The following is a 23,799-nucleotide window of genomic DNA, read 5'->3' as shown; positions in this document are numbered from 1 at the left end:
GACCGGGGCGGGCAATTCATCAGCGGGGACTACCAGAGGTTCCTGGATCAGAACGCCTTGGTGAGCAGCATGAGTGCGGCCGGTCACTGTGCCGACAACGCCGCCTGCGAAGGCTTCTTCGGACAGCTCAAGCGGGAGCGCGTGCATCACCAGAACTACCGAACCCGTGACGAGGCACGGGTCGATCTGTTCGACTACATCGAGCGGTTCCACAACCCCCGGATGCGACGTAGAGTCGCTCGCCGGGACCGTAGGTTTTCAGCCTTGTTCAAACCGTCCGCGGAAACGGGGTAGAACCCCACGAAGGCATCGAATGTATCAGCACCTGCATCGAAGAACTCAACCAAGCCAACTTGATCAACTTCCCCGCGACCAGTGTGGGAAGCTCGATCACGTTCAACCTGCGTGCCCGACCGGTTCTTCGCGGGAGTATTCGCAGCGAAGCAACCGGAGACCCGTTGACCAATGCTCAAGTGACGCTCTACGACACTAGCGGTGGGTTTGTAGCCAATGCGGGGACCAGTACGGGTCAGTTCGAACTGCCCGGAATCCGTCCGGGAAGTTATTTGCTTCTCGCGGACTCGCCCGACCACGTCCGAGAGGTCTACGACAACATCCCCTGTCCCTTGCCGAGAGCGACAATCAACTGCCCGGGCGCCATACCTCTCGTATTCACACGCGAGTCCAGCGACAGGGAGATCGAGATAAGTCTGCAGCCCAACCCTGTCGTGACCGGACGTATAGGGCTGGAAGGGCGTTCAGAGTCCGGCTTTGCGGCCGACTTGTTTGCCTTTGGATCGAACGGCCAGTCCACTCTGCGCGTCTTGGTGCAAACCGACGCGCAGGGGAGCTACAGGACGCAAGCCTTCCCCAGCGGCAGCTTCCGTTTCGGCGCCAGCATGCCTGGCTATTGGGATCAATTGTTCCCGCGGATCGACTGCTTGGCCAGTTGGCCGGACTCGTTCAGTGGATGCAGCCTGTCGAACGCCACCGTCATCAACCTGCAGCCCGGACAGGCCAATCAAGATATCGATTTTCGTCTGCGTCCGCAGTCGGCGAGCGCCGTGCGCGTAGTCAGTGCTTCGAACCATGCGCCTTTGGCTGGGGTCAGCATCGATGTCTGGAATGGCAACGGTGTCCGCCTGCAGAGCCTGTTGTCCTCTCCGGAAGGCATGGTTTACGTGGAATACGACCCGTTACAGACGCGCCTGCTTTCGACCTTCAACCTGCTTGGCTTGGAAGACCAGGTCTACAACGGGATCCGCTGTCCGGCGGGACCTGTGTATTTCGGGCAGTGCTCGCTTCAAGGAGCTACGCCGCTTCCCTCGCCGATCAACGGCTCGACGCTGGCGCCCGATATCGTGATCCGAATGAGTGACGGGATCATGCTGTTCAGTCACGGGTTCGAACCCTGAGAGCCTCACCCATCGACCGCAAAGCGGGTAACGGGAATCCGAAAGGCGAAGTTGGCCCCATGCGCGCGGCCAACTTCGCCCCGCCATACCGTGCGCCAGCTCACGGCAGCCAGACTATGGCGATCGAACTTGAGGCCGCTATCGTTATCGCGTTCCTGCTGGTGCCTTGGTCAGGGCCAAATCCTCGCGAAGCAGCAATCCCGGCATGGAACCCGCCTACTCCGATGGACCCTTCCCGTCGAATCCGCCACTCGATACCGCTAAGGGGAGTGGGGACCCTGCCGAGGCGAAAGCAGGGCTTCATTACACAGCTCGCTCAATCGGCTCGGCTTGCGTGCAGGAAATCCAGCGCCACCGCCAGCATCGCCCGCGTGCCGACAGGCAGCGCGGCTTCGTCGACCACGAATTCCGGCGAGTGATTGGTCGGCGCCTTACGCGGGTCCTGGTCGGCCGAGGTTGCGCCAACGAAGAAGAACAGGCCGGGCACTTCGTTGGCGAAGAAGGAGAAATCCTCCGAGCCCAGGATCAAGGGCATCGCCAGCACATTGCCCGCGCCCGCCGCGCGCTCCAGGCTGGGCCGCATGCGCGCGGTCAGGGCTTCGTCGTTGCGGGTGACCGGATAGCCGGCCTCGCTGGGAATCTGCGCCTCGACCGTGGCGCCATGCGCTGCGGCCACGTGCGTGGCGAGATCACGCAGCTGCTCCTGGATGCGCGTCCGCACGGCGGGGTCGAAGGTGCGGATGGTGCCGATCAGCTCGACCTCGTCGGGAATGATGTTGCTGCGCACGCCGCCGTTGATGGCGCCGAAGCTGAGGACCGCCGGGACCGCGCTGATGTCGGTGCGGCGGCTCACGAGGGTCTGCGCGGTGCTGACGATGTCGGCGGCGGCGACGATCGGGTCGATGCCGCCCCAGGGCTGCGAGCCGTGGGTCTGGCGGCCCTTCACCACGATGCGGAAGCTGTCGGCCGCGGCCATGGTCAGCCCACCGCGATAGCCGATCTTGCCCACCGGCAGACCGGCCATGACGTGCAGGCCGAATACGGCGTCGGGCTTGAAGTCGGCAAACAGACCTTCCTTCAGCATCAGCTCGGCACCGCCCTCCTCGCCCTCGGGCGGGCCTTCTTCGGCGGGCTGGAAGATGAACATCACTTCGCCCGGCAGCTCATCGCGCAGGCCGGCCAAGGCCTGCGCCACGCCCATCAGGATCGCGACATGGGTGTCGTGCCCGCAGGCGTGCATCACGCCGACCGTGCTGCCGTTGTATTCGGTGGTGACCTTGGAGGCGAAAGGCAGACCGCTGCGCTCGGTGACCGGCAGCGCGTCCATGTCCGCCCGCAGCGCGATCCGTGGCCCGGGCTTGCCGCCCTTCAGCAGACCGACCACGCCGGTGTGGGCGATGCCGGTGCGCGTCTCGATGCCGAGGCTGCGCAAGTGCTCCGCCACCTTGCGCGAAGTCTCGAACTCGCGGTTGCCGAGCTCGGGGAACTGATGGATATCGCGGCGCCAGGTCAGCACCTCATCGGCGACGTCATCGGCCAGCGGCTCGATGGCGGGGGCCTGTGCGAGCGCAGTCGCGCCTGTCATCAAAGCCAGCAAGGAGAAACCACAGCACGCACGCTTGAACATCACCGCCCCCGGTTGATCTTTCGGTGGACGGAGACTAGCAGCCTGCCTGCACATCGGTTCACTCTGGCCTACGATCGGTCGTCTCGGCAGTGACGGTGTTCGCGTCATCGGCAGCCGCCTTGGAAACCCTGCGTAGGGCTCCCACCAGGCTGGGCCCGCGCAGCAGCAGGATCGCGCCTGCTGCCGAAGCGACCAAAGCTGAAAGAAGGTCGGCAATCAGGGGAGCGCGGATCTCGACGGTCAGGTCCAGCAGCATCAGGCTGAACACATGGACCGTATCCACCAGGCCGCTGAGCAGCCACCAAAGACCGAGCAGGATCAAGCCCGTGTCCCGTAGAGCTTCGCGACCACCTTGAACCGGAACGTGCGAATCACTCGAGCGCGGCAGAAGGCGGGATACCACGGCGAGAGGAAAGACCCAAAGGGCCAGAGCCACCAGACCCGGCAGCAGTGCGATTCCCACCATCCACACCCGATCTTCCGCCCAATCGCTGCCTGGCCCCGCCCAACCGTAGGCGCCCAACGCACTCTGCAGCGAGGCAAGGCCAAGCCAGATTGCGAACAGGCGAAGGCCGACGGTCAGCAGATCCTCTCGACTCATTCCGGACTCCATGACCAAGCGCTCCTCAGCGGAGTGTCACGAGCGTCTTGCGCCCAACCTCACTCCCACTCAATCGTCGCCGGCGGCTTGCCGCTGATGTCGTAGACCACGCGGCTGACGCCGCGCAGCTCGTTGACGATGCGCCTCGCGACGCGGTCGAGGAAGTCGTAGGGCAGATGCGCCCAGTGGGCGGTCATGAAGTCGATGGTCTCGACCGCACGCAGCGCGATCACCCACTCATAGGCGCGGGCGTCGCCGACCACGCCGACCGACTTGACCGGCAGGAACACGGCGAAGGCCTGGCTGACGCGGTCGTAGAGGTCGGCGCGGCGCAGCTCTTCGATGAAGATGTGGTCGGCCTTGGCCAGCAGCTCGGCGTATTCCGCCTTGACCTCGCCGAGGATGCGCACGCCCAGGCCCGGTCCCGGGAAAGGGTGGCGGTAGACCATGTGGCGCGGCAGGCCAAGTGCCACGCCGAGACGACGCACTTCGTCCTTGAACAGCTCGCGCAGCGGCTCGACCAGGCCGAGCTTCATCTTCTCGGGCAGGCCGCCGACGTTGTGGTGGCTCTTGATGACGTGCGCCTTGCCGGTCTTGCTGCCGGCCGACTCGATCACGTCAGGATAGATCGTGCCCTGCGCCAGCCACTGGATGTTGCTGAGCTTGGCGGCTTCCTCATCGAAGATCTCGACGAACAGGCGGCCGATGATCTTGCGCTTGGCTTCCGGGTCTTCGACGCCAGCCAGTGCGGCGTAGTAGCGCTCAGCGGCATTGACGCGGATCACCTTGACGCCCATGCCGCCGGCCTCGGCGTTGGCGGCGAACATCTGCATGACCTGATCGCCTTCCTGCCAGCGCAGCAGGCCGGTGTCGACGAACACACAGGTCAGACGATCGCCCAGGGCACGGTGCAGCAGGGCCGCCACCACGCTGGAATCGACGCCGCCCGACAGGCCCAGCAGCACGTCGCCCTCGCCCACCTGGGCGCGCACGCGCTCGATCTGGTCCTCGATGATGTTGGCGGCCGTCCACAGGGTCTGGCAGCCACAGAGGTCGACCACGAAGCGCCGCAGCATGTCGGTGCCGGACTTGGTGTGGGTCACCTCCGGGTGGAACTGCACGCCGTACCAGCGGCGCTGCTCGTCGGCCATGGCGACGATGGCGACGCTCTCGGTGCGCGCGGTGATGCGGAACTGCGGCGGCACTGCGGTGACGCGGTCACCGTGGCTCATCCACACGTCCAGCCGTGGCGGCGAGCCGGCGTGGTCCTTCAGGCCATCCAGCAGGCCACAGGGCGCGCTGACCTCGACTTCGGCATAGCCGAACTCGCGCTCGTGCCCGGCCTCGACCTTGCCGCCCAGCTGCATGGCCATGGTCTGCATGCCGTAGCAGATGCCGAGGATCGGCACGCCGGCGGCGAACACTTCCTGCGGCGCGCGCGGCGAGCCCGCTTCAACCGTGGACTCCGGCCCGCCCGAGAGGATGATGCCCTTGGCACCCCAGGCAGCAATCTCGGCGGGATCGTGATCCCAGGCCCAGATCTCGCAGTACACCCCGATCTCGCGGATGCGACGGGCGATCAGCTGCGTGTACTGCGCGCCGAAGTCGAGGATCAGGATCTTGTCGCTGTGGATGTCTGGGAGCATGGGATTCGCGATTCGGGATTGGGGATTCGTAACAGCCAAGAGCATCGTGAGCGTTGAGCTCTCCGGTAGCGCATGGCCCATGGCGGACGATCAGTACGAAGCGGTGACGCAGCGGATGCAGCTCAGAGCGGGAGGGTTGTCGTAGCGAATCCCGAATCCCAACTCCCGAATCCCGCCGCGCGGGCCTCAGCCCGCGCGGTAGTTCGGCGGCTCCTTGGTGATCTGCACGTCATGCACGTGGCTTTCGCGCACGCCGGCGTTGGTGACGCGCACGAAGCTCGGCTTGGTGCGCATGTCTTCAACGCTGGCGCAGCCCACATAACCCATCGAGGCGCGCAGGCCGCCGGCCAGCTGGTGGACGATATTGCGCACCGAGCCGCGATAGGGCACGCGCCCCTCGATGCCCTCGGGCACCAGCTTGTCGGCGTCGGACGCGTCCTGGAAGTAGCGGTCCTTGCTGCCCTGCTCCATCGCACCCAGGCTGCCCATGCCGCGGTAGCTCTTGTAGCTGCGGCCCTGGAACAGCTCGGTCTCGCCGGGGCTCTCTTCAGTACCGGCGAACAGGCCGCCGATCATCACGGTGGAGGCACCGGCGGCGATGGCCTTGGCGATGTCGCCGGAGTAACGGATGCCGCCGTCGGCGATCAGCGGGATCTGGTCCTTGAGCGCGGTGGCGACGAGATCGATTGCGGTGATCTGCGGCACGCCGACACCGGCCACGATGCGGGTGGTGCAGATCGAACCCGGGCCCACGCCGACTTTCACCGCATCGGCGCCGTGATCGAGCAGGGCCAGCGCGGCATCACCGGTGACGATGTTGCCGCCGATGACCTGCACGTTCGGGAAGGTCTTCTTGACCCAGCGCACGCGATCGAGCACGCCCTGCGAGTGGCCGTGCGCGGTGTCGACCACGATCACGTCGACCCCGGCCTGCACCAGCGCATTGACCCGCGCCTCGGTGTCGCCGCCGACGCCGACCGCCGCACCGACCAGCAGCTGCTCGTCGCTGTCCTTGGCGGCATTGGGGTTGTCGCGGGCCTTCTGGATGTCCTTGACGGTGATCAGTCCGCGCAGGGCGAACTGGTCGTCGACCACCAGCACCTTCTCGATGCGGTGCTTGTGCATCAGGTCGAGCACTTCGTCATCCGACGCGCCCTCGCCCACCGTCACCAGACGGTCCTTCTTGGTCATGATGTGGCTGACCGGGTCGTCCAGCCGCTTCTCGAAGCGCATGTCGCGGCTGGTGACGATGCCGACCAGCTGGTTGCCGTCGACGACCGGCACGCCCGAGATGTTGCGCTTGCGGGTCAGCTTGATGACTTCGCCAATCGTGGTGTTGGGGCCCACGGTGAAGGGCTCGCGGATCACGCCGGCTTCGAAGTTCTTGACCTGCTGCACGTGCGCGACCTGCTCGGCGACGCTCATGTTCTTGTGCAGGATGCCGATGCCGCCGAGCTGGGCCATGGCGATGGCCAGGCGCGCTTCGGTGACGGTGTCCATGGCGGCGGACACGATCGGCAGGTTGAGTTTGAGTCCGCGCGTGAGCCGCGTGGCCAGGCTGACGTCCTTGGGCAGCACCACCGAGTGGGCGGGAATCAGCGAGACGTCGTCGAAGGTCAGTGCTTCAACCTGGATGCGCATGCGGCGGGCTCCGGAGGGAAGAAGCGCGACATTATAGGCCGGGGTGCCGGGCCGGCGTTAGCACAGATTTGCGTGCTCGTGGTTCGACCGAGCCTGGGCTCCCCCCTCAATCTTGACTCCGCCAGCTGCGAATCCCAAATCCCGAATCCCGGCCCTCAAAGCAGAGCCAGCGACAGCCACGGCACATAGGTGATCAGCCCCAGCGCCAGCAGCAGGATCAGGAAGAAGGGGATGCACGCACGGACCAGCTGCCCGATCGGCACCTTGAACCGATAGCTCGCGATGAACAGGTTCATCCCCACCGGCGGGGTGAAATAGCCGAGCTGCAGGTTGGCCAGCATCAGCACGCCGAGGTGCACCGGATGGATGCCGTAGCCGATCGCGATCGGCACCAGCAGGGGCACCAGGATGACGATGGCGGCGAACACATCCAGCAGCATGCCCACCGCCAGCAGGAACAGGTTGAGCGCCAGCAGGAACGTGATCGGGCTGTTGATCGCCCCCTGGATCCATTCGAACAGCCGCGTTGGCACCTCGGCGTCGACCAGCCAGTTGGACAGCGCCAGCGCCGCACCCAGGATGATCAGGATGGCGCCGACCATGCGCATCGACTCGGCCAGAAGCCCGGGCAGGCGTTTGAATGCGATCTCGCGCCGCACCAGCACGGTCACCACCAGCACGTAGAGCGCAGTGATCGCTGCGGCTTCCGAGGCCGCCAGCGCACCGGAATAGATTGCGCCCAGCACGAGGATCGGCAGTGGGATCTCCCATACGGCCTCGCGCGCGGCCTCACGCAGGCGCGGCCAGGTGAAGGGCTGTGAGCGCGCGTGCAGGGCGCGACCGTGCCAGCCGGCGTAGGCGCCAAGCAGGACGATCATCAGCAGCCCGGGCAAGATGCCCGCGAGGAACAGGTCCTCGATCGTCAACGCGGGCGTGGTGCCCAGCTGGCCGGCGACGAAGCCGTAGAGGATCAGCGGCAGCGAGGGTGCGAACAGCAGGCCCAAGCTGCCGGCGCTGGTGACCAGACCGAGATTGAAACGCTCATCGAACCCGGCCGCCTTGAGCGCGGGATACAGCAGAGCGCCCATGGCCACGATGGTCACGCCCGAGGCACCGGTGAATGCGGTGAACAGCGCACAGGCCACCAGCCCCACGATGGCGATGCCGCCCGGCAGCCAGCCCAGCAGCGCGTCGGACAGCTTGAGCAGGCGCTGCGGTGCGCGGCTTTCGGCCAGCAGGTAACCGGCCACGGTAAAGAGCGGGATCGCGGTGAGGCCGGGCATGCCGGCCAGGCGATGGAACTCGACCGCGACCACGGTGAGGTCGTAGCCGGCCTGATGGAAGCCGATGAAGGCCGCGCCGAGGATCAGCACGAACAGCGGTGCGCCCAGCAGGGCGGCGACGAGCAGTAGCAGCCAGAGCCCGCTCACGGCGAACCGCCCTCGCCCACCGGCGGATCAAGCGGCGGCCCCAGAGCGCTGGAGATGGCAAAGCGCAGCGCGAGGACCGCGAAACCGAAGGGGATGATCAGCATGCCCGCCCAGCTCGGCAGGCCGGCGAACAGCAGCGTCGGCGCTTCGCGCTCAAGCTCGACCAGGCTCCAGCCGTACCAGGCCATCAGCGCACACAGCGCCGCTGCCACCAGTTGCGCCAGCGACCACAGCACTCTCTGCCCAAGCGGCGGCAGCAGGCGCGGCAGCAGGTCGAGCGCAAGATGCCGTCGCTCGCGTGCGGCACCCAAGGCACCCAGCAGGGCGATCCAGAGCACCAGGGTGCGCTGGGCTGCCTCGCCCGAGCTCCAGCCGGTATCCGCGATCCAGCGCAGGCCGATCTGCGCCACGGCGAGCCCCAGCAGAAGCAGGAGGAGGCCCGCGAGCAGGCCATCTTCCAGACGGTGCAGGCCGCGCAGCAGTCGGCTCACGCGCCGCGCCTCACGGGGTGGCGGCGCCGACGCGGCTGACCACCGCATCGACCATGCTGGCGCTCAGTTCGCCGCGCTCGACCATGCCGGTGCGCACCGACAGGCCCACCTCGCGCCAGCGCGCCAATTCGGTGCTGTCGGGCGTGAAGAACTCGATGCCTTCGCCACGCAGGGCTGCCATGGCGCTTTCATCCGCGCGCTGGTTCTCGGCGTCGATGCGGTCCGATGCCGTGCCGAAGGCCTCAAGCACGATCGCCTGATCGGCCGTGCTGAGCCGGCCGAATGCGCGCTTGTCGAGCACCACGAAGCCCACCACGTAGGCCAGCGGCGCGTCGAACAGATGCTTGATCCGGGTATGCCACTGCAGGGCGATCGCGCCCGCCGGGGTGTTGCCAACGATGTCGATCATCCCCGTCTGCAGGCTGGTGAACACATCCGAAAGCGGCAGCGGGATCGGGCTGACACCGCCAGAGCTGAAGGTACGCTCCGAGATGCGGTCGTTGCTCGGTATCCAGACCTTTCCCGCGCGCAGGTGCTCGATGCTCTGCAGCGGCTTGCTGCTCATCATGTAGGCGAAGCCGACGCCCGAGATGCTGAGCACCTCGAAGCCCTTGTCGCGGATGCCCGCCTTCAGCAGCGGATCGACCTCACGACGCACGGCCGAGACCTGCGTGTGGTTCTCGAACAGGAAGGGCAGGCCGTAGACCACCGCATCCGGATAGACGAGGGACAACTCGCTGCCGGTCAGGGCGCCGCCCTGCAGCTGGCCCAGCCGGATCTTGCGCATCACCGTGGCGTCATCGCCCATCACGCCTCCGGGGTAGTAGCGGAACTCCACCCGGCCCTCGGTACGCTGCTTGACCTCGTCGGCCGCAGCGCGCATTTCGCGCAGCCAGGTCGATCCCTCGGGGGCAAGAGTGGCGATCTTGAAGCTCTGGGCCTCGGCCAGCGGCGCGCAGAGGGCGAACAGGACAATCCAAAGAAGGCGCATCAAGGGCTCCAGCTCAGAAGTAGTTTTTCGAGTCATCCAGAAGGATGCGTGCTTGCGCCTGCGCCAGGGTGTTCATCAGGGTCAGGCCCGGCGCCTTGGGGTCGGCTTCCAGCACCTGCTTGAGCTGCCCATCGTGCAGTTCCTGGTCGAATACCAGCCGCGCGTAGTGCCGCGCCAGCAGGGTGCGCGCCATCAGGTTGCGCCCCTGCGAAAGTTCGATGGCGCGCTCGAAGGCCGCCCTGCCCTGCTCCGGCTGGCCACCGACCGCGGCCGGGCGCAGCGAGTTCAACACGCCCAGATAGACATGGGGCATGCCCTGGTCGAGGCCAGGCTCGAGCGCCACGGCACGTTCCAGCAGCAGGCTGACGCGCGGGATCGCGGCGATGGCCGCGTAGTCATCGCTATGGGTCTGGATGTAGCCAGCCCAGGCGCTGCCCAAGGCATACAGGCGCCCGGCGTGTTCAACGGATTGCGCCGCCACTGCGGCTTCCCAGGCATCGTAGGGCGCCTTGAGCGCGCCACAGATCTCATCCTGATCGATGCAGGCGGCCCGCTGGGCGTAGTCGAAGGCACGCTTCGACAGCCGCGCCGCGCGCTCAGGTTCAGCGACGAAGTTGCCGGCATAGGCGCCATACAGTCGCGCGGCCGCGCGCAGCGTGCCGGCGTTGTCCGGATCGCCCTCAAGCAGGCCATCCAGCAGCAACAGATACGCCGGCAGGCCCTCGGCGACGGTGGCGGGGTCATCCTGGTTGAGGATGCCGCGGCCCAGGTTGTCAGCAAAGCGCTCGCTGGCGCGGTTGACGATCGAGGCGCAGCCTGTCAGCGCGAAAAGGCCGGCGCCCAATGCGGCGATACGGACCACGGGTTTCAACGGAAATCGATTCACGGCGAGGCTCCCTGCCAACGGCCAGTGTCTACGGCGCAGGCGACGCCGAGGTGACACGCCCACCCTGTCTCAGGCGCGGCCAAGTTCGCGCAAAAGACTGGCTTCCCAGGTGTTCTGCATCAGCGTGGCGACGGTCATCGGCCCGACGCCACCCGGCACCGGCGTGATCCAGCTGGCGCGCTCGACGGCCGCGTCAAAGCCGACATCACCCGTCAGCGAGCCATCCGGCAGACGGTTGATGCCGACATCGATCACCACCGCGCCCGGCTTGATCCACTCGCCTGGCACCAGGCCCGGTTTGCCCACCGCGACCACGACGAGATCTGCCGCCTCCACGTGCTGGCGCAGGGTGTCGCGCGGGGTGAAGCGGTGGCAGCAGACCGTCGTGCAGCCGGCGATCAGCAGCTCCAGCGCCATCGGCCGACCCACGTGGTTGGACACACCGACGATGACCGCCTGCTGCCCGCGCACCGGCCGATCGGTATGGCTGAGCAGATGCACGATGCCCTTCGGCGTGCACGGCCGCAGCCCAAGCTGACGCAGGGCCAGGCGGCCGACGTTCTCGGGATGGAAGCCGTCCACGTCCTTGCGCGGATCAACGCGGTTCAGCACCGCCTGCGCGTCGATGTGCGCCGGCAGCGGCAGCTGCACCAGGATGCCGTCGACCTCGGGGTCCGCATTCAGGCGATCGATCAGGGCGGCGAGATCGGCCTGCGGCGTGTCGGCGGGCAGGTCAAAAGCGAAGCTCGCATAGCCCACGCGCTCGCAGGCACGGCGCTTGTTGCGCACGTAGACGGCGGAGGCGGGATCAGCGCCGACCAGCACCACGGCCAGCCCAGGCGGCTTGCGTCCGCTGGCGACGCGGTCGCTGACTCGGCGGGCAAGATCGGCAAGCAGCTCATCGGCAATACGCTTGCCATCCAGCAGGCGTGCGGTCATGGCGTGGACCCGGCGTTAAAGCCGCGAATTATTGCATACGGCGTGAGCCGCGCCCGCTCGGCTCAATGCTCGGCCGAGAGCGCTGGCTCATCGCAAAGCCCTCCCTGGGGTAGGCCCAGGCTCAGCCTGGCCTGAACGCCGGTAGCGAATCTGACTCCCTACCCGCCGACGCTGCAAAACCGCCCGTAGTCCGCATAGCCCGGAAATGCACGCCCCGGCGCGCAGACCGCGCACTGTGGATCGGTCGGCACGCCGATCTCGCGAAAACCCATCTGCAGCGCGTCCACGCTGAGCACGCGGCCGTCCAGCACGCGGCCGATGCCGAGCAGGTACTTCAGCGCCTCATTCGCCTGCAGCAGCCCGATCAAGCCCGGCAGCACGCCAAGCACGCCGGCTTCCGCGCAATTCGGCGCTTCCAGGGGAGGCTCGGGAAAAAGGCAGCGGTAGCAGGGCGACCGCCCGCGCCGCACGCCTGCGGCAAACACGCCCACCTGCCCGGTGAAACGCTCCACCGCGCCATAGACCATGGGCAGGCCGAGCTTCACGCAGGCATCGGACACCAGGTAGCGGGTGGGGAAGTTGTCGCTGCCGTCGATCACCAGTTCGACCCCGGCGAACAGGCGCTCGATGTTTTCGGCACCGAGGCGCTGGGCGCGGGTGTCGAGGTCGAGGTGCGGGTTCAGCGCCAGCAGGCGCTCACGCGCGGAATCGACCTTGTACTCGCCGACCGCGGCGTCGGTGTGCAGCACTTGGCGCTGCAGGTTGCTGCGGTCGACGCGGTCATCGTCGATCAGGCGGATGTGGCCCACGCCCGCCGCCGCCAGGTACAGGGCCACCGGCGAACCCAAGCCGCCGGCGCCGACGATAGCCACACGCGCGCGCTGCAGCCGCCGCTGTCCATCCAGGCCGACCTGCGGCAGGCGCAGGTGGCGATCGAAGCGCTCCAGGAAGTCCGGTGACTCCTGCGCGCCGGCCCAGGGCAGACCCTGTGCACGCCAGGCGCCACAGCCGCCGCGCACCGAAGCGAGATTCGTATAGCCCAGCGCGCGCAGCTGCGAAGCCGCGCGCAGCGAGCGCATGCCGGCGGCGCAGATCAGCAGCAGCTCACTTTCGGCCGCGGCGTAGCCGGCGATGTCGGTGGCAACCCGCGCCAGCGGCAGCGCCACCGCCCCGGCGGGGAGTCCGGCGGCGCGCTCGCTGTCCTCACGAACATCGATAAGCAGTGCGCCGGCCTGCTGGCGAGCGAACGCCTCGGCCGGGTCCAGCTCGCGGATCACGCCTGACTCCGGTACTGCAGGGCAGCGATGGTCGGCGCGACCCAGCCTGAGAACTGTCGCAGCAGGGCTTCAGGCTCGGAGTCGACCCACAGCAGGCGCGCACGCGAACTGCGCCAGGCGCGCGGTGCGCCGGCCACGGCGGGCATCGGCACGCCGAGCCGCGGCAGGCGCTCGCGCAGCACCGGGGCGGCGCCCTCGGTGGCGCTGAGCAGGACAAGATCGAAGCTGTCCAGTGCATCGCCCAAGGCGGCATCGATGCGATCGGCATGCTGGGGCAGCGCCGGCCAGGCCAGCGATTCGATGCGCTGCTCGGCCAGCAGGGCCTGCAGCATCGGGCTGGCGGCATCGTGCAGGCGGCCCTCGGCCCGCGGCTCACCCGCCTGCAGCAGGGCGTCACCGAAGCTGAAGACCGCAACCGTAGGCCGCGGATAGACCTCGACCCGAGCCTCACCGCTCGCGGCGAGCAGACCGATCTGGCGCGGCGTCAGCGCATCGCCGGCGCGCAGGCCTTGGCCTGTCATGCCGGCGTAAACACGTCCCAAGGCGCGCGGCACCGGCACCGCTTCAGTGCGTAGCGCCGGCTGCGGGACGGACTCGGTCAGGGCCTGCAGCAGTGGATCCATGGGACGGCCCCGCTCAGGACTTGCGCTTGACGAACTGCATCAGGCGCTTGCGCTTGGCTTTCTGGCGGTCGCTCAGTTCCGGCTTGGGCTTGTCCTTGTACGGGTTCTCGCCTTCGCGGAACAGCAGGGCGATCGGCGTGCCGACCAGTTTGAAGCGCTTGCGGAAGAAGTTCTCCAGATAGCGCTTGTAGCTGTCCGGCAGGGTCTTGAGACGGGTGCCGTGGACGACGATCGTCGGCGGGTTGTGTCCGGCCATGTGCGCATAGCGCAGCTTGGCGACATGACCGCGCACCATCGGCGGCTGGAAGGCCTCGAAAGCGGCTTCAAGGGCACGGTTGATCTCGGAGGTGCCGATCGTGCGGGTGGCTGACTCGTTGGCGCGGTGCACCGCGCGGAACAGTTCGCGCAGGCCGGTGCCGTGCTTGGCCGAAATCGTCACGATCTGGGCGTAGTTGACGAAGGCGAGCCGGCGCTCGAGGTCGGCCTTGCACTGGTCCTTCTGGTACTGGGTCAATCCATCCCACTTGTTGACCGCGATCACCAGCGCGCGCTGGGCCTGCAGCACATGGCCCAGCACGGTGGCGTCCTGCTCGGTCACGCCTTCACTGGCGTCGAGCATGAACACCACCACCTCGCTTTGCTCGATGGCTTGCAGCGCCTTCAGCACGCTGAACTTCTCGATGGCTTCGTCGACGCGGGCCTTGCGGCGGATGCCGGCGGTGTCGATCAGACGGTACTTGCGACCCTCGCGTTCGAGATCGACCGCGATCGAGTCACGCGTGGTGCCCGCCACCTCGGAGGCCAGCACCCGCTCCTCGCCACAGATGCGATTGACCAGGGTCGACTTGCCGACGTTGGGGCGACCGACGATCGCCAGCTTCAGGCGCTGTGTGGGGTCTTCCAGCGCGGGATCGAATTCGCCTTCCGCCAGCGCCGGCAGGCGCGCGAACAGGGTCTCGATCAGCGTCAGCACTCCGCGCCCGTGGGAAGCCGCCAAGGGCAGGACCGTATCGATGCCCAGCCGGGAGAACTCGGCCATCGCGGTGTTCTCGTCGAGGCCGTCGGTCTTGTTGACGGCCAGGATCACGGGCTTCGACTGCCGGCGCAGGCGACGCAGGATCTCGCTGTCATCCGGCGTGATGCCCGCTCGCGCATCCACAATGAACAGCAGCACGTCGGCCTCGTCGACGGCCGCCCAGCTCTGCACTTCGGCGCGCTCGCCCAAGCTGCCTTCTTCAGAACCGATGCCGCCAGTGTCGACCACCATGAAGGGGCGTTCGCCCAGGCGACAAACGCCGTACTGGCGATCACGGGTCAGGCCCGGCTGGTCGGCCACCAGGGCATCACGCGAGCGGGTGAGGACGTTGAAGAGTGTCGACTTGCCCACGTTGGGGCGACCGACCAGGGCGACGAGAGGCAGCACGGGTGAATCCTTTGATGACGGTCGCGGATAAGGCATCCGCGCTTTGGAGTGCGGCCGACAGTCTGCCGCAACTCCGGAAAACGCAGAACGCGCCGTGTCGCCACGGCGCGTTCCGCTGCGACCTGGAGCCGATGATCAGCGAACGCGGAATGCCGCGATTTCGCCATCCGTGCTGGTCACGATCAGCAAGTCATCGACCACGATGGGGCTGCCGCGCAGCGGCTTCTTGCCGTGCCGAGCGCGGCCGAGGAAGCGCCCATCCTCCATGCTCATCCAGTGCACGTAGCCCTCGATGTCGCCGGCTGCGGCGTAGCCGGCATGGTAAGCGGGCGTGGTCAGCCAGCGGTGGGCCAGCGCATCCTGCTTCCAGATCGCCGAGCCGGTACGCTGATCAAGCGACCACAGGTTGCCGCGGTCGTCCGCCACCAGCACGGCTTCGCCGGCCAGCACGACGCCGCCGTAGACGGACATCTCGCGGTTCCACAGCGGACGTGCGTTCAGCGCTTCGAAGGCCACGACCTGGCCGCGGTAGCTGCCTGCGAAAAGGAGTCCATCGCGGAAGGCGATCTCGCCATCGACGTCACTCATGCGGTCGAGGTCGGTGCGGCCTTCGCCGACGGACACCGGCTGCTCCCACACCGGAGAACCGTTTTCGACACGCAGCGCCACGACGCTGCCGTCGTCGTAGCCGACGAACAGGGCCGTGTCGACGATCAGGGGTGGGCTGTTACCGCGCAGGGTAAGGCTCGGCAGGGCGCGGTCAAATACCCAGCGGCGTGTGCCGTCGGTGATGGAGAAGGCGAACAGGCGACCGTCGTTGGCACGCACCACGGCGAGACCGCGACCGATCGTCGGCTGGGCAATCACCTCGGAAGTCACATCGGCGCGCCAACGCTCGGCGCCCGTGTCCGGATTCAGTGCCAGCACGACGCCATCGAGGGTCGTCATCAGCAAAGTGCCTTCGCCAAAGCCCGGCGGGCCAGCGAAGCGCAGCCCTTCGAACTCCTGCGACCAGAGCTCACGCCCGGTCTGCACGTCGAGCGCGGTGACCTCACCCTCGACGTTGCCGAAGTACAGCTTGCCTTCACCCGCCACCGGACGTTGGCGCAGGCCCATGCTGCCTTCGCCCTCGCCCATCGACCTCGACCAGGCGCGCTCGATACGGATGTTCGACTCGAAGTCGACCAGTTCGGCGGGTGGTTCGATGTTCTCGCGCTTGCTGACGCGGGAGCCGCTGCAGGCCACAAGCCCCAGCGCGAGCAGTGAGAGGCCGAGCGCGCGCACAGCACCACGCATGCTCAGGACTCCTGCGGGGCGCCGGCGCCCAGATCAGCAAGCTTGAGCTCGACCAGACCGCGGCTCGGCTGGTTCGCATCAAGATGGGTCAGTGCATCCTGGTAAGCGCTGATCGCATCCTCGTGCTTGCCCTGAGCCTTCAGGATGTCGCCGCGCAGCTCCGAAGCGAGCCCCGGGAAGTCCGCCTTGGCGGCATCAGCCAGAGCGAGCGCCTGGTCCAGCTGGCCCTGGGCTACGCGGAGCCGCGCGAGGCGCAGAGTGGCGATTTGCGCCAGCAAGGGCTCGTTCGCGGCACTGCGCGCCTTGTCGAGTGCAGCAGAGGCCGCATCGAGATCTCCGGCCTCCAGCTTCGTCTGCGCGACCTGCAGCTCAGCCAGGGCGATGTAGGGCGAATCCTTGAACTTTTCGCCGATGCCCGCGGCGACCTCGGCGATCGTCTCGGTCTGATCTGCCGAGATGGCCTTTCGCAGAGACTCGAACTGGTTGGCGGCGTCATAGCGCGCCTGCAGCTGCGAGCCCTGGTGCCACTCCCAGCCAAGGAAGGCCAGCAGGCCAACGGCGACGCCGCCGACCAGCGCATTGCCGTTGTCCTTGAGCCAGCGTCGAACGCGTTCGCCGCGCTCGTGTTCGTCCATCAGTTCAATCGACATTCTGTATTCCGTAAGAGGTCAACGTGCAGCGGAGGAAGCTCGGCCGATGACCGGGTGTCAACCCGCCGGGTTTGCGGGCGCGAGCGTGCCGTCCGCGCCGAGTCTAAAGCGCGCAACGTTGGCGCGTTGGAAGGCCGAGACATCGATTGCCTCCCCGTTCAGACGCAGCTCGACGCCACCGGCATTGCCGAGCGAGACCCGCAGCCCGGCGTTCAGGGGAAAGGAACGCGTGGCTCCCGCTCGCAGCAGGGACGATTCCAGAACGTCGCCGTCTGCCGTGCTGACTTCCACCCAACTGTCGGCGCTGAGGCTGAGCTGGAGCATCTCGGGTTCCGACGTTCCCGCGACGCTGGGAGCCTCGGGTGCCAGCGTGACTGCGGCAGGACTCAAGGTCGCACTGGCCAAGTCAGCTCCCGCCGGTCGCGACGGGAACATGGGAGCGAGGGAGGCCATCACCGGCAGCTCCGGCGGCGCGGCGGCAGCAGGCGCCATGCCCGCGTCCACAGCCCCTGAAGCTGGAACGTCCAGCGAGGTCAGGGTGGCGCGCTGCGAGGGCAGTTGATTGGAGGTGGCCATCCAGATGAAGGGCACCACGATCGCCGCGGTGAGAAAGACGTGGCCGATTCGGCTCGTATAGCGCCCCAGCACGGTGCCGTAGCGCGGCTTGACGTGGATCACCAGGTTGGGCGCCGTGGTGCGCGCGGCGGGCAAGGCGTCGACAACGACGGCAGGCATTCCGACCGCTTTCGCGTAGGCGCTCAGGTAGCCGCGGGTGAACACCCCGGCCCCCAGTGCATCGAGACGATCCGCTTCGATCGCCTCGATGATCTGCACGCGAAGTTTGAGTCGCGAAGCCAGCTCGGTGACGTCGAGGCCCAACGCCTCGCGGCGCTTGCGAAGGCGAGTGCCGATGGACTCGGCCCCCGCCCGGGTGTCGATGACCGCGCGCTCGGGCGCCCCGGCGCCCTCATGCAAGTGTCCGCTCATTGGATCGCAGGCTCCCCCTGGAGCGTCGGTGCGGCTTCGTGGTCGGGATACTCCGTGCGCAGGCGCTCGCGATAGCGGTTGGCCGCCTCGACGTTGCCCAGCCCGGTTTCGATGGCGGCCCCCAACTCCAGGGCATCCGGCCCCAGCGTTGTCGCCGCCTCATGTCGCTGCAGAAAGGCGCGCGCGCGCAGCAGCTCGCCCTTGGCGAACTGCAGGCGGGCGAGATCGAAAAGAACGGCGGGGCTGCCCGGCTCGATCTCGAGCGCGCTGCGCAGGTAGCGGTCGGCCTCGGGCCAGCGGCCGGCCTTCATCGCGCAGACGCCAGCGTTGGTGTAGACCAGCGCCGGCGTCGGATAGAAGGGATCGTCAATGGCCTTGGCAAAACGGGCATCCGCTTCGTCGAAACGCCCCGCACGGCAGAGGAACTGACCATAGTTGTTGTTGACCGAGCCATCCTCGGGCTCCAGTTCAACCGCCCTCCTGTAGTGGATCTCGGCACGCTCGGGGCGGCGGATCTCTTCGTAGAGAACGGCGATGACCGTGTGCGCATCGGTCGAGCGCGGGTTGAGCTCAAGCGCCTTGGTCAGGCGCTCCAGCGCGATCTGGAGTTGGCCGCGCTGCATGTAGGCGCGCCCCATCTGCACATGGTTTGCCGCCGCAATCGCGTTCGGTGAATCTTCCGCCCGGCTACGGGTGTTGCCGGTGGACTCGCAGCCGGCAAGCGCCAGCGCGCAGAGCATGAGCACAACGATCTCAAGCCGCCGCATCGTCCACCCCCGAAGTCTGCAGCTTGCGGCGGAACTCCGCCTGCCGACGGGTGCGATCAGCAACCTGCCCCTTGAGCTGGCCGCAGGCGGCATCGATATCGTCACCGCGGGTTCGCCGCACCATGGTCAGAACCTGATGGTCGAGCAGGATCTTCTGGAATGCCCGGATGTCCTCTTCGGTGCTGCGCTCGAAACGCGTGCCCTGGAACGGGTTGAAGGGGATCAGGTTGACCTTGGCCGCGTCCGCATACTGAACGAGGTTCGAGAATCGGCGCATGAGGCGAGCGAGCGCGCGCGCGTGCTCAGGCCGGTCGTTGACGCCGCGCATCAGCGTGTACTCGAAGGTGATGGATTCACGCTTCTTGCGCAGCGCGTAGCGGACGCAGGCGTCCATCAACTCGGCGATCGGATACTTCTTGTTCAGCGGCACCAACTCGGTGCGCAGGTCGTCGTTGGGCGCATGCAGCGACACCGCCAACGAGACGTCGGATTCTTCGGCGAGACGATCGATCATGGGCACGAGCCCCGCGGTCGACAGGGTGACTCGCTTGTTGGCCAAGCCGAACCCGAGGTCATCGCGCATGATCGACATCGCGCGGATGACGTTGTCGAAGTTGAGCAGCGGCTCGCCCATGCCCATCATCACCACGTTGGTGAGCTTGCGATCCTGATGGGCCTTGTTGCCGAGGTGCTTCGAGGCGACCCACACCTGCCCGATGATCTCAGCGGTGGACAGGTTGCGATTGAAGCCCTGGGTGGCGGTGCTGCAGAACTGGCAGTTGAGACCGCAGCCCACTTGGCTCGACACGCAGAGGGTGCCGCGGCCCTTGTCCGGGATGAATACGGTTTCGATGGAGTTGGCGCTGTCCATGCCCAGCAGCCACTTGTGGGTGCCGTCGGCAGAGGCCTTGTCGAACACCACGTTCGGCGGGCGGATCTCGCAGTGCTGCTCAAGCTTGGCCCGCAGCGCCTTGCCGACATCGGTCATCAGCGCGATGTCGGTGACGTGCAGGTGGTACATCCACTTCATGATCTGGTGCGCGCGGAAGCGCTTCTCGCCGAGGACATCGACGAAGAAGCGCTCCATGCCGGCGCGGTCCAGATCGAACAGGTTGACGCGTTCCGCCGGCGACGCGGGCGCCGTGACGCCGGGCGTCGCGGTTTCCAGTCGGACGGGGATCTCGCTCATGGCCTGTTCTCGCTGGCTTGTGCCCGGATCAGCGCGGGCAGAGTTCGGTGGCGGCAAAGAAGTAGGCGATCTCGATCGCGGCGTTCTCGAGACTGTCCGAACCGTGCACCGCGTTGGCGTCGATGCTCTGCGCGAAATCAGCGCGGATAGTGCCCGGCGCGGCGTCCTTCGGGTTGGTGGCCCCCATCAGCTCACGGTTCTTGGCCACCGCATTGTCGCCTTCCAGCACCTGGATCATCACCGGGCCGGAAATCATGAACTCGACCAGCGCGTTGAAGAACGGACGTTCGCGGTGCACCGCGTAGAAGCCCTCGGCTTCCTTGCGCGACAGGTGCTTCATCTTCGCCGCGACGATCTTCAGGCCAGCCTTCTCGAAGCGGGCGTAGATCTCGCCAATGACGTTCTTGGCGACCGCGTCGGGCTTGATGATGGAGATGGTGCGCTCGAGCGCCATGGTGAAACTCCCTGGGGGTTGAGGTATCGGCGACGTCCGCAGACCAGAGCGGCCACGCGAGGCCCGCGCCGGACAGGTTTTTCGCCTGAAAACGCGGGCTTAGGACGAAATGGTCAAGTAGTGTAGCCGAAGGCTTCGACAATCGCACATTTCGGAAAGGGTTTCCGACCTGGGCGTCAAAAACGTGACGCTCTCCACGTTGGCTCGCAGGGTTTGTCGCGGTGCAGATTGACCGGAACCCCGTGGCACCCTAGTCTCTCAAACGTTTGTTTGAATCAAGCGATGGAGCTTCGGGTGAGCCTGGGCCAGTTCTCCACCAAGGAACGTCTGCTGAGTGCGGCCGAACAACTGTTCGCCGAGCACGGCTTCGCCGCCACTTCGCTGCGCCAGCTGACGGCCTGCGCCGACGTCAACATCGCCGCGGTCAACTACCACTTCGGCAGCAAGGAGAACCTCATTACCGAGGTTTTCCGCCGCCGCTTCGACGAGCTCAGCGCACGCCGCCTGAAGCTGCTGCGCGAAACCATCGTGCGCGACCCTCAGGACCTCGAAGCCATCCTGTCGGCGTTCATCGTGCCGGCCATGCAGATCGGCATGGAGGGCGAAGGTGCCGCCTTCGTGCGTGTTGTGGCCCGCGCCTATGCCGAGAAAAACGAGCGACTTCGCAAGTTCCTCTCCGACCATTACGGCCATGTGCTGCGCGAGTTCGCCCGCGCCATCCAACACTGCCTGCCTTCCCTGCCAAAGCAGGATCTCTACTGGCGCCTCGACTACATTGCCGGCGCGCTCACCTACGCCATGGCCGACTTCGGCCTGATCCGCCGCCAGCCCGGCGTCAGCGAGCACGAACACTGCGCGCTGGCCGCCGACAACCTTCTGCGTTTCGCCGTCGCCGGACTGCGGGCACCGCCCGCCGCCGGCTGATCCCTTCACCACCCCCGCCCCACGAGGTTCTTCCATGTCGCAACCCCTCCGCATCCGCAAGGTGGCCGTGCTCGGCGCCGGCGTCATGGGCGCGCAGATCGCCGCCCACCTCGTCAACGCCCAGGTCGAGACCCTGCTGTTCGACCTGCCCTCCAAGGAGGGTGACCCCAGCGCCATCGCCAACAAGGCCATCGCCAACCTCGGCAAGCTCTCGCCTGCGCCGCTGGCGCTGCCGCAGCTGGCCAGCGCACTGGTGCCCGCCAACTACGACCAGCACCTGCCGCTGCTGGCCGACTGCGATTTGATCATCGAGGCGATCGCCGAACGCATCGACTGGAAGAAGGACCTCTACGCCAAGGTCGCCCCGCACGTGGCGGCGCACGCCATCTTCGCCACCAACACTTCGGGCCTGTCGGTGAACGCGCTGTCGGAAGTGCTGCCCGAACAGCTGCGCCATCGGTTCTGCGGCGTGCACTTCTTCAACCCGCCGCGCTACATGCATCTGGCCGAGCTGATTCCGACCGCGCAGACCGACCAGGCCGTGCTCGACGGCCTCGAGGGCTTCCTCACCACCACGCTCGGCAAGGGCGTGGTGTTCGCCAAGGACACCCCGAACTTCATCGCCAACCGCGTCGGCACCATGGCGATGATCTCCACCTTCCATCACACCGCGCGCCTCGGCCTGGGCCTCGACGTGGTCGATGCACTGACCGGCCCCGGCATTGGTCGCCCGAAGAGCGGCACCTATCGCCTGGCCGACGTGGTCGGCCTTGATACCCTCGGCCACGTCGTTCGCACCTTGACCGAAAACCTGAAGGACGATCCGTGGCACCCGCACTACGTGGTGCCGGCACCGCTGGCCAAGCTGGTTGAAGCCGGCGCGCTGGGCCAGAAGTCGGGCGCGGGCTTCTACCGCAAGCAGGGCAAGGACATCCTGGTGCTGGACATCGCCAAGGGCGAGTACCGCCCCAGTGGCGAGAAGCCCAGCGAAGCCGTGCAGGCCATCCTCGCGATCAAGCACCCCGGCGAGAAGCTGGCCGCGCTGCGCGCCAGTGACGACCCGCAGGCGCAGTTCGTCTGGTCGATCCTGTGCGACCTCTTCCACTACAGCGCCTACCACCTGGCCGATATCGCCAACAGCGCCCGCGAAGTCGACTTCGCCATGCGTTGGGGCTACGGCTGGAAGCAGGGTCCGTTCGAGACCTGGCAGGCCGCCGGCTGGAAGCAGGTCGCCGAGTGGATCCGCGAGGACATCGCCGCCGGCAAGACCATGAGCAACGCGCCGCTGCCCGCGTGGGTTTTCGACGGTCGCGACGGCGTGCACGGCAACGCGGGCTCCTACTCGGCCGCCGCCAACAGCGTCAGCCCGCGCTCGAAGCATCCTGTGTACGCGCGCCAGGCCTTCCCGGACCCGCTGCTGGGCGAGACCGCCAAGCCGGGTGCCACGATCTTCGAGAACGGCGCGGTGCGCCTGTGGGACGGCGGCGACGACGTCGCCGTGCTCAGCTTCCTGACCAAGGGCAACACCGTCAGCGATGCCGTGCTGGCCGGCGTGCAGGAAGCCATCGCCCGCGCCGAGCGCGGGCACAAGGGTCTGGTGATCTGGCAGTACAGCGAGCCGTTCTCGTACGGCGCTGACTTGAAGGGTATGGCCGGCTTCGTTCAGGCCGGCAACATCGGCGCGCTGGAGTCGATGATCGCCAACTTCCAGGCCACCAGCCAGCGCATCAAGTATTCGCTGGTGCCGGTGGTGGCCGCCGTACGCGGAATGGCGCTCGGCGGCGGCTGCGAGTTCCAGATGCATACCGCCCGCACCGTGGCTGCGCTTGAGAGCTACATCGGCCTCGTGGAGGCTGGCGTCGGCCTGCTGCCCGCAGGCGGCGGCCTGAAGGAGTTGGCGGTACGCGCCGGCCAGGCGGGTGGCGACGTCTTCGACAACCTGAAGAAGGCCTTCGAGATCACCGCCATGGGCAAGACCTCGACCTCGGCCCTGGAAGCCAAGGCCATGGGCCTGCTGCGCCAGGACGACATCGTCGTGTTCAACGCCTTCGAGCTGCTGCACGTGGCGAAAGCCCAGATCACCGCGCTGTCCGAGAGCGGCTACCGCCCCGCCCTGCCCGCACGCGTGCCGGTGGCCGGAGACATCGGCATCGCCACCTTCAAGGCCAACCTGGTGAACATGCTGTCCGGCCGCTTCATCAGCGAGCACGATCTTGAGGTCTCCACCCGCATCGCCACCGTCCTGTGCGGCGGAGAAGTCGACCGCGGCAGCGTGGTCGACGAGAACTGGCTGCTGAAGCTGGAGCGCGAGCACTTCTTCGCACTGGCGCAGATGGAAAAGACCCAGGCCCGCATCGGCCACACGCTCACCACCGGAAAGCCGTTGAGGAATTGATGAGAAACGGGATTGGGGATTTGGGATTGGGGATTCGTAAGAGCGACCGCCGACGAGCCTGACGGTGTCGGCAAGCCAGCTCTCTACGCATCCCCTCCCCACCTAACCCCAATCCCGACGATCTCGGGATACAGCAGCGCTCGAAAA

Annotated in this window: 22 protein-coding genes; 4 read left to right on the top strand and 18 right to left on the bottom strand. The window is 66.9% G+C overall.

The annotated features are described in order from the left end of the window. On the top strand, positions 1 to 294 hold a 294-nt coding region (locus BLP83_RS07690), incomplete at its 5' end, for an IS3 family transposase (protein WP_143006599.1). A gap of 59 nt (positions 295 to 353) precedes the next feature. After that, a complete protein-coding gene (locus BLP83_RS07685) occupies positions 354 to 1,415 on the top strand; it encodes an MSCRAMM family protein (RefSeq protein ID WP_176764063.1) in 1,062 nt (353 codons plus the stop codon). A 316-nt stretch (positions 1,416 to 1,731) separates the two neighbouring features. On the opposite strand, the gene BLP83_RS07680 is transcribed toward BLP83_RS07685, so the two are convergent. From BLP83_RS07680 to ndk, 18 genes are all read right to left on the bottom strand, one after another. Beyond that, a complete protein-coding gene (locus BLP83_RS07680; protein WP_091240844.1) occupies positions 1,732 to 3,042 on the bottom strand; it encodes an amidohydrolase in 1,311 nt (436 codons plus the stop codon). A 58-nt stretch (positions 3,043 to 3,100) separates the two neighbouring features. Further along, positions 3,101 to 3,643, bottom strand: a complete 543-nt coding sequence (locus BLP83_RS07675) for a hypothetical protein (protein ID WP_143006597.1) — start codon at positions 3,641 to 3,643, stop codon at positions 3,101 to 3,103. Between the two features lie 59 nt (positions 3,644 to 3,702). Next, the gene (gene guaA / locus BLP83_RS07670; protein ID WP_091240838.1) at positions 3,703 to 5,289 is read right to left on the bottom strand and encodes a glutamine-hydrolyzing GMP synthase; all 1,587 of its coding nucleotides are present in this window, start codon (positions 5,287 to 5,289) and stop codon (positions 3,703 to 3,705) included. Between the two features lie 186 nt (positions 5,290 to 5,475). Further along, a complete protein-coding gene (gene guaB / locus BLP83_RS07665; protein WP_091240837.1) occupies positions 5,476 to 6,930 on the bottom strand; it encodes an IMP dehydrogenase in 1,455 nt (484 codons plus the stop codon). 155 nt (positions 6,931 to 7,085) lie between these two features. Next, complete coding sequence (locus tag BLP83_RS07660; protein WP_091240834.1) at positions 7,086 to 8,360, bottom strand: TRAP transporter large permease; 1,275 nt, start codon at positions 8,358 to 8,360, stop codon at positions 7,086 to 7,088. After that, positions 8,357 to 8,851, bottom strand: coding sequence for a TRAP transporter small permease (locus BLP83_RS07655; protein WP_176764062.1), 495 nt, complete (start codon positions 8,849 to 8,851; stop codon positions 8,357 to 8,359). Before BLP83_RS07655 ends, BLP83_RS07660 begins: the two co-directional genes overlap by 4 nt. A 10-nt stretch (positions 8,852 to 8,861) precedes the next feature. Next, positions 8,862 to 9,842 (bottom strand): TRAP transporter substrate-binding protein, encoded by a 981-nt coding sequence (locus BLP83_RS07650; RefSeq protein ID WP_176764061.1) that lies wholly within the window; start codon positions 9,840 to 9,842, stop codon positions 8,862 to 8,864. 13 nt (positions 9,843 to 9,855) lie between these two features. Next, positions 9,856 to 10,728, bottom strand: a complete 873-nt coding sequence (locus BLP83_RS07645; protein ID WP_245679975.1) for a TRAP transporter TatT component family protein — start codon at positions 10,726 to 10,728, stop codon at positions 9,856 to 9,858. A 69-nt stretch (positions 10,729 to 10,797) separates the two neighbouring features. Further along, on the bottom strand, positions 10,798 to 11,667 hold the full coding sequence (folD, locus tag BLP83_RS07640; protein WP_091240824.1) for a bifunctional methylenetetrahydrofolate dehydrogenase/methenyltetrahydrofolate cyclohydrolase FolD: 870 nt from the start codon (positions 11,665 to 11,667) through the stop codon (positions 10,798 to 10,800). 158 nt (positions 11,668 to 11,825) lie between these two features. Continuing rightward, entirely contained in the window at positions 11,826 to 12,944 is a 1,119-nt protein-coding gene (gene moeB, locus BLP83_RS07635) for a molybdopterin-synthase adenylyltransferase MoeB (protein ID WP_091240821.1), read from the bottom strand. After that, complete coding sequence (locus BLP83_RS07630) at positions 12,941 to 13,567, bottom strand: MoeA family protein (RefSeq protein ID WP_091240818.1); 627 nt, start codon at positions 13,565 to 13,567, stop codon at positions 12,941 to 12,943. Before BLP83_RS07630 ends, moeB begins: the two co-directional genes overlap by 4 nt. Before the next feature lie 13 nt (positions 13,568 to 13,580). Beyond that, a complete protein-coding gene (gene der / locus BLP83_RS07625) occupies positions 13,581 to 14,990 on the bottom strand; it encodes a ribosome biogenesis GTPase Der (RefSeq protein ID WP_091240816.1) in 1,410 nt (469 codons plus the stop codon). A 135-nt stretch (positions 14,991 to 15,125) separates the two neighbouring features. Beyond that, a complete protein-coding gene (bamB, locus tag BLP83_RS07620; RefSeq protein WP_091240814.1) occupies positions 15,126 to 16,286 on the bottom strand; it encodes an outer membrane protein assembly factor BamB in 1,161 nt (386 codons plus the stop codon). Positions 16,287 to 16,288: 2 nt separating this feature from the next. Further along, on the bottom strand, positions 16,289 to 16,936 hold the full coding sequence (locus BLP83_RS07615; RefSeq protein ID WP_091240811.1) for a YfgM family protein: 648 nt from the start codon (positions 16,934 to 16,936) through the stop codon (positions 16,289 to 16,291). Between the two features lie 57 nt (positions 16,937 to 16,993). Then, positions 16,994 to 17,923, bottom strand: coding sequence for a RodZ domain-containing protein (locus BLP83_RS07610; RefSeq protein WP_091240809.1), 930 nt, complete (start codon positions 17,921 to 17,923; stop codon positions 16,994 to 16,996). After that, positions 17,920 to 18,663 carry a type IV pilus biogenesis/stability protein PilW gene (pilW, locus tag BLP83_RS07605; protein WP_218121215.1) on the bottom strand — a complete coding sequence of 248 codons (744 nt, stop codon included), beginning with the start codon at positions 18,661 to 18,663 and terminating at the stop codon, positions 17,920 to 17,922. Before pilW ends, BLP83_RS07610 begins: the two co-directional genes overlap by 4 nt. A 13-nt stretch (positions 18,664 to 18,676) precedes the next feature. Then, on the bottom strand, positions 18,677 to 19,879 hold the full coding sequence (rlmN, locus tag BLP83_RS07600; RefSeq protein WP_091240803.1) for a dual-specificity RNA methyltransferase RlmN: 1,203 nt from the start codon (positions 19,877 to 19,879) through the stop codon (positions 18,677 to 18,679). 28 nt (positions 19,880 to 19,907) lie between these two features. After that, positions 19,908 to 20,333 carry a nucleoside-diphosphate kinase gene (gene ndk / locus BLP83_RS07595; protein ID WP_091240800.1) on the bottom strand — a complete coding sequence of 142 codons (426 nt, stop codon included), beginning with the start codon at positions 20,331 to 20,333 and terminating at the stop codon, positions 19,908 to 19,910. 294 nt (positions 20,334 to 20,627) lie between these two features. Here ndk and BLP83_RS07590 point away from each other — a divergent pair, with 294 nt between their 5' ends. After that, positions 20,628 to 21,257: a TetR/AcrR family transcriptional regulator gene (locus BLP83_RS07590; RefSeq protein WP_281187113.1), complete on the top strand. Its 630-nt coding sequence runs from the start codon at positions 20,628 to 20,630 to the stop codon at positions 21,255 to 21,257. Positions 21,258 to 21,291: 34 nt separating this feature from the next. Beyond that, positions 21,292 to 23,652 carry a 3-hydroxyacyl-CoA dehydrogenase/enoyl-CoA hydratase family protein gene (locus BLP83_RS07585; protein WP_091240796.1) on the top strand — a complete coding sequence of 787 codons (2,361 nt, stop codon included), beginning with the start codon at positions 21,292 to 21,294 and terminating at the stop codon, positions 23,650 to 23,652. Positions 23,653 to 23,799: the final 147 nt, after the last annotated feature.

The sequence above is a fragment of the Aquimonas voraii genome, from assembly GCF_900101825.1.
Taxonomy (GTDB): domain Bacteria; phylum Pseudomonadota; class Gammaproteobacteria; order Xanthomonadales; family Xanthomonadaceae; genus Aquimonas; species Aquimonas voraii.
Note: the sequence above shows the minus strand (reverse complement) of the source record. Positions and strands in the feature narration are given on the sequence as shown.

Excerpts from the sequence above, each read along its gene's own strand:
- BLP83_RS07680 (WP_091240844.1), bottom strand. The coding sequence starts at position 3,042 with ATGTTCAAGCGTGCGTGCTGTGGTTTCTCCTTGCTGGCTTTGATGACA.
- BLP83_RS07675 (WP_143006597.1), bottom strand. The coding sequence starts at position 3,643 with ATGAGTCGAGAGGATCTGCTGACCGTCGGCCTTCGCCTGTTCGCAATC.
- guaA (WP_091240838.1), bottom strand. The coding sequence starts at position 5,289 with ATGCTCCCAGACATCCACAGCGACAAGATCCTGATCCTCGACTTCGGC.
- guaB (WP_091240837.1), bottom strand. The coding sequence starts at position 6,930 with ATGCGCATCCAGGTTGAAGCACTGACCTTCGACGACGTCTCGCTGATT.
- BLP83_RS07650 (WP_176764061.1), bottom strand. The coding sequence starts at position 9,842 with ATGCGCCTTCTTTGGATTGTCCTGTTCGCCCTCTGCGCGCCGCTGGCC.
- folD (WP_091240824.1), bottom strand. The coding sequence starts at position 11,667 with ATGACCGCACGCCTGCTGGATGGCAAGCGTATTGCCGATGAGCTGCTT.
- BLP83_RS07630 (WP_091240818.1), bottom strand. The coding sequence starts at position 13,567 with ATGGATCCACTGCTGCAGGCCCTGACCGAGTCCGTCCCGCAGCCGGCG.
- bamB (WP_091240814.1), bottom strand. The coding sequence starts at position 16,286 with ATGCGTGGTGCTGTGCGCGCGCTCGGCCTCTCACTGCTCGCGCTGGGG.
- BLP83_RS07615 (WP_091240811.1), bottom strand. The coding sequence starts at position 16,936 with ATGTCGATTGAACTGATGGACGAACACGAGCGCGGCGAACGCGTTCGA.
- BLP83_RS07610 (WP_091240809.1), bottom strand. The coding sequence starts at position 17,923 with ATGAGCGGACACTTGCATGAGGGCGCCGGGGCGCCCGAGCGCGCGGTC.
- pilW (WP_218121215.1), bottom strand. The coding sequence starts at position 18,663 with ATGCTCTGCGCGCTGGCGCTTGCCGGCTGCGAGTCCACCGGCAACACC.
- rlmN (WP_091240803.1), bottom strand. The coding sequence starts at position 19,879 with ATGAGCGAGATCCCCGTCCGACTGGAAACCGCGACGCCCGGCGTCACG.
- ndk (WP_091240800.1), bottom strand. The coding sequence starts at position 20,333 with ATGGCGCTCGAGCGCACCATCTCCATCATCAAGCCCGACGCGGTCGCC.
- BLP83_RS07585 (WP_091240796.1), top strand. The coding sequence starts at position 21,292 with ATGTCGCAACCCCTCCGCATCCGCAAGGTGGCCGTGCTCGGCGCCGGC.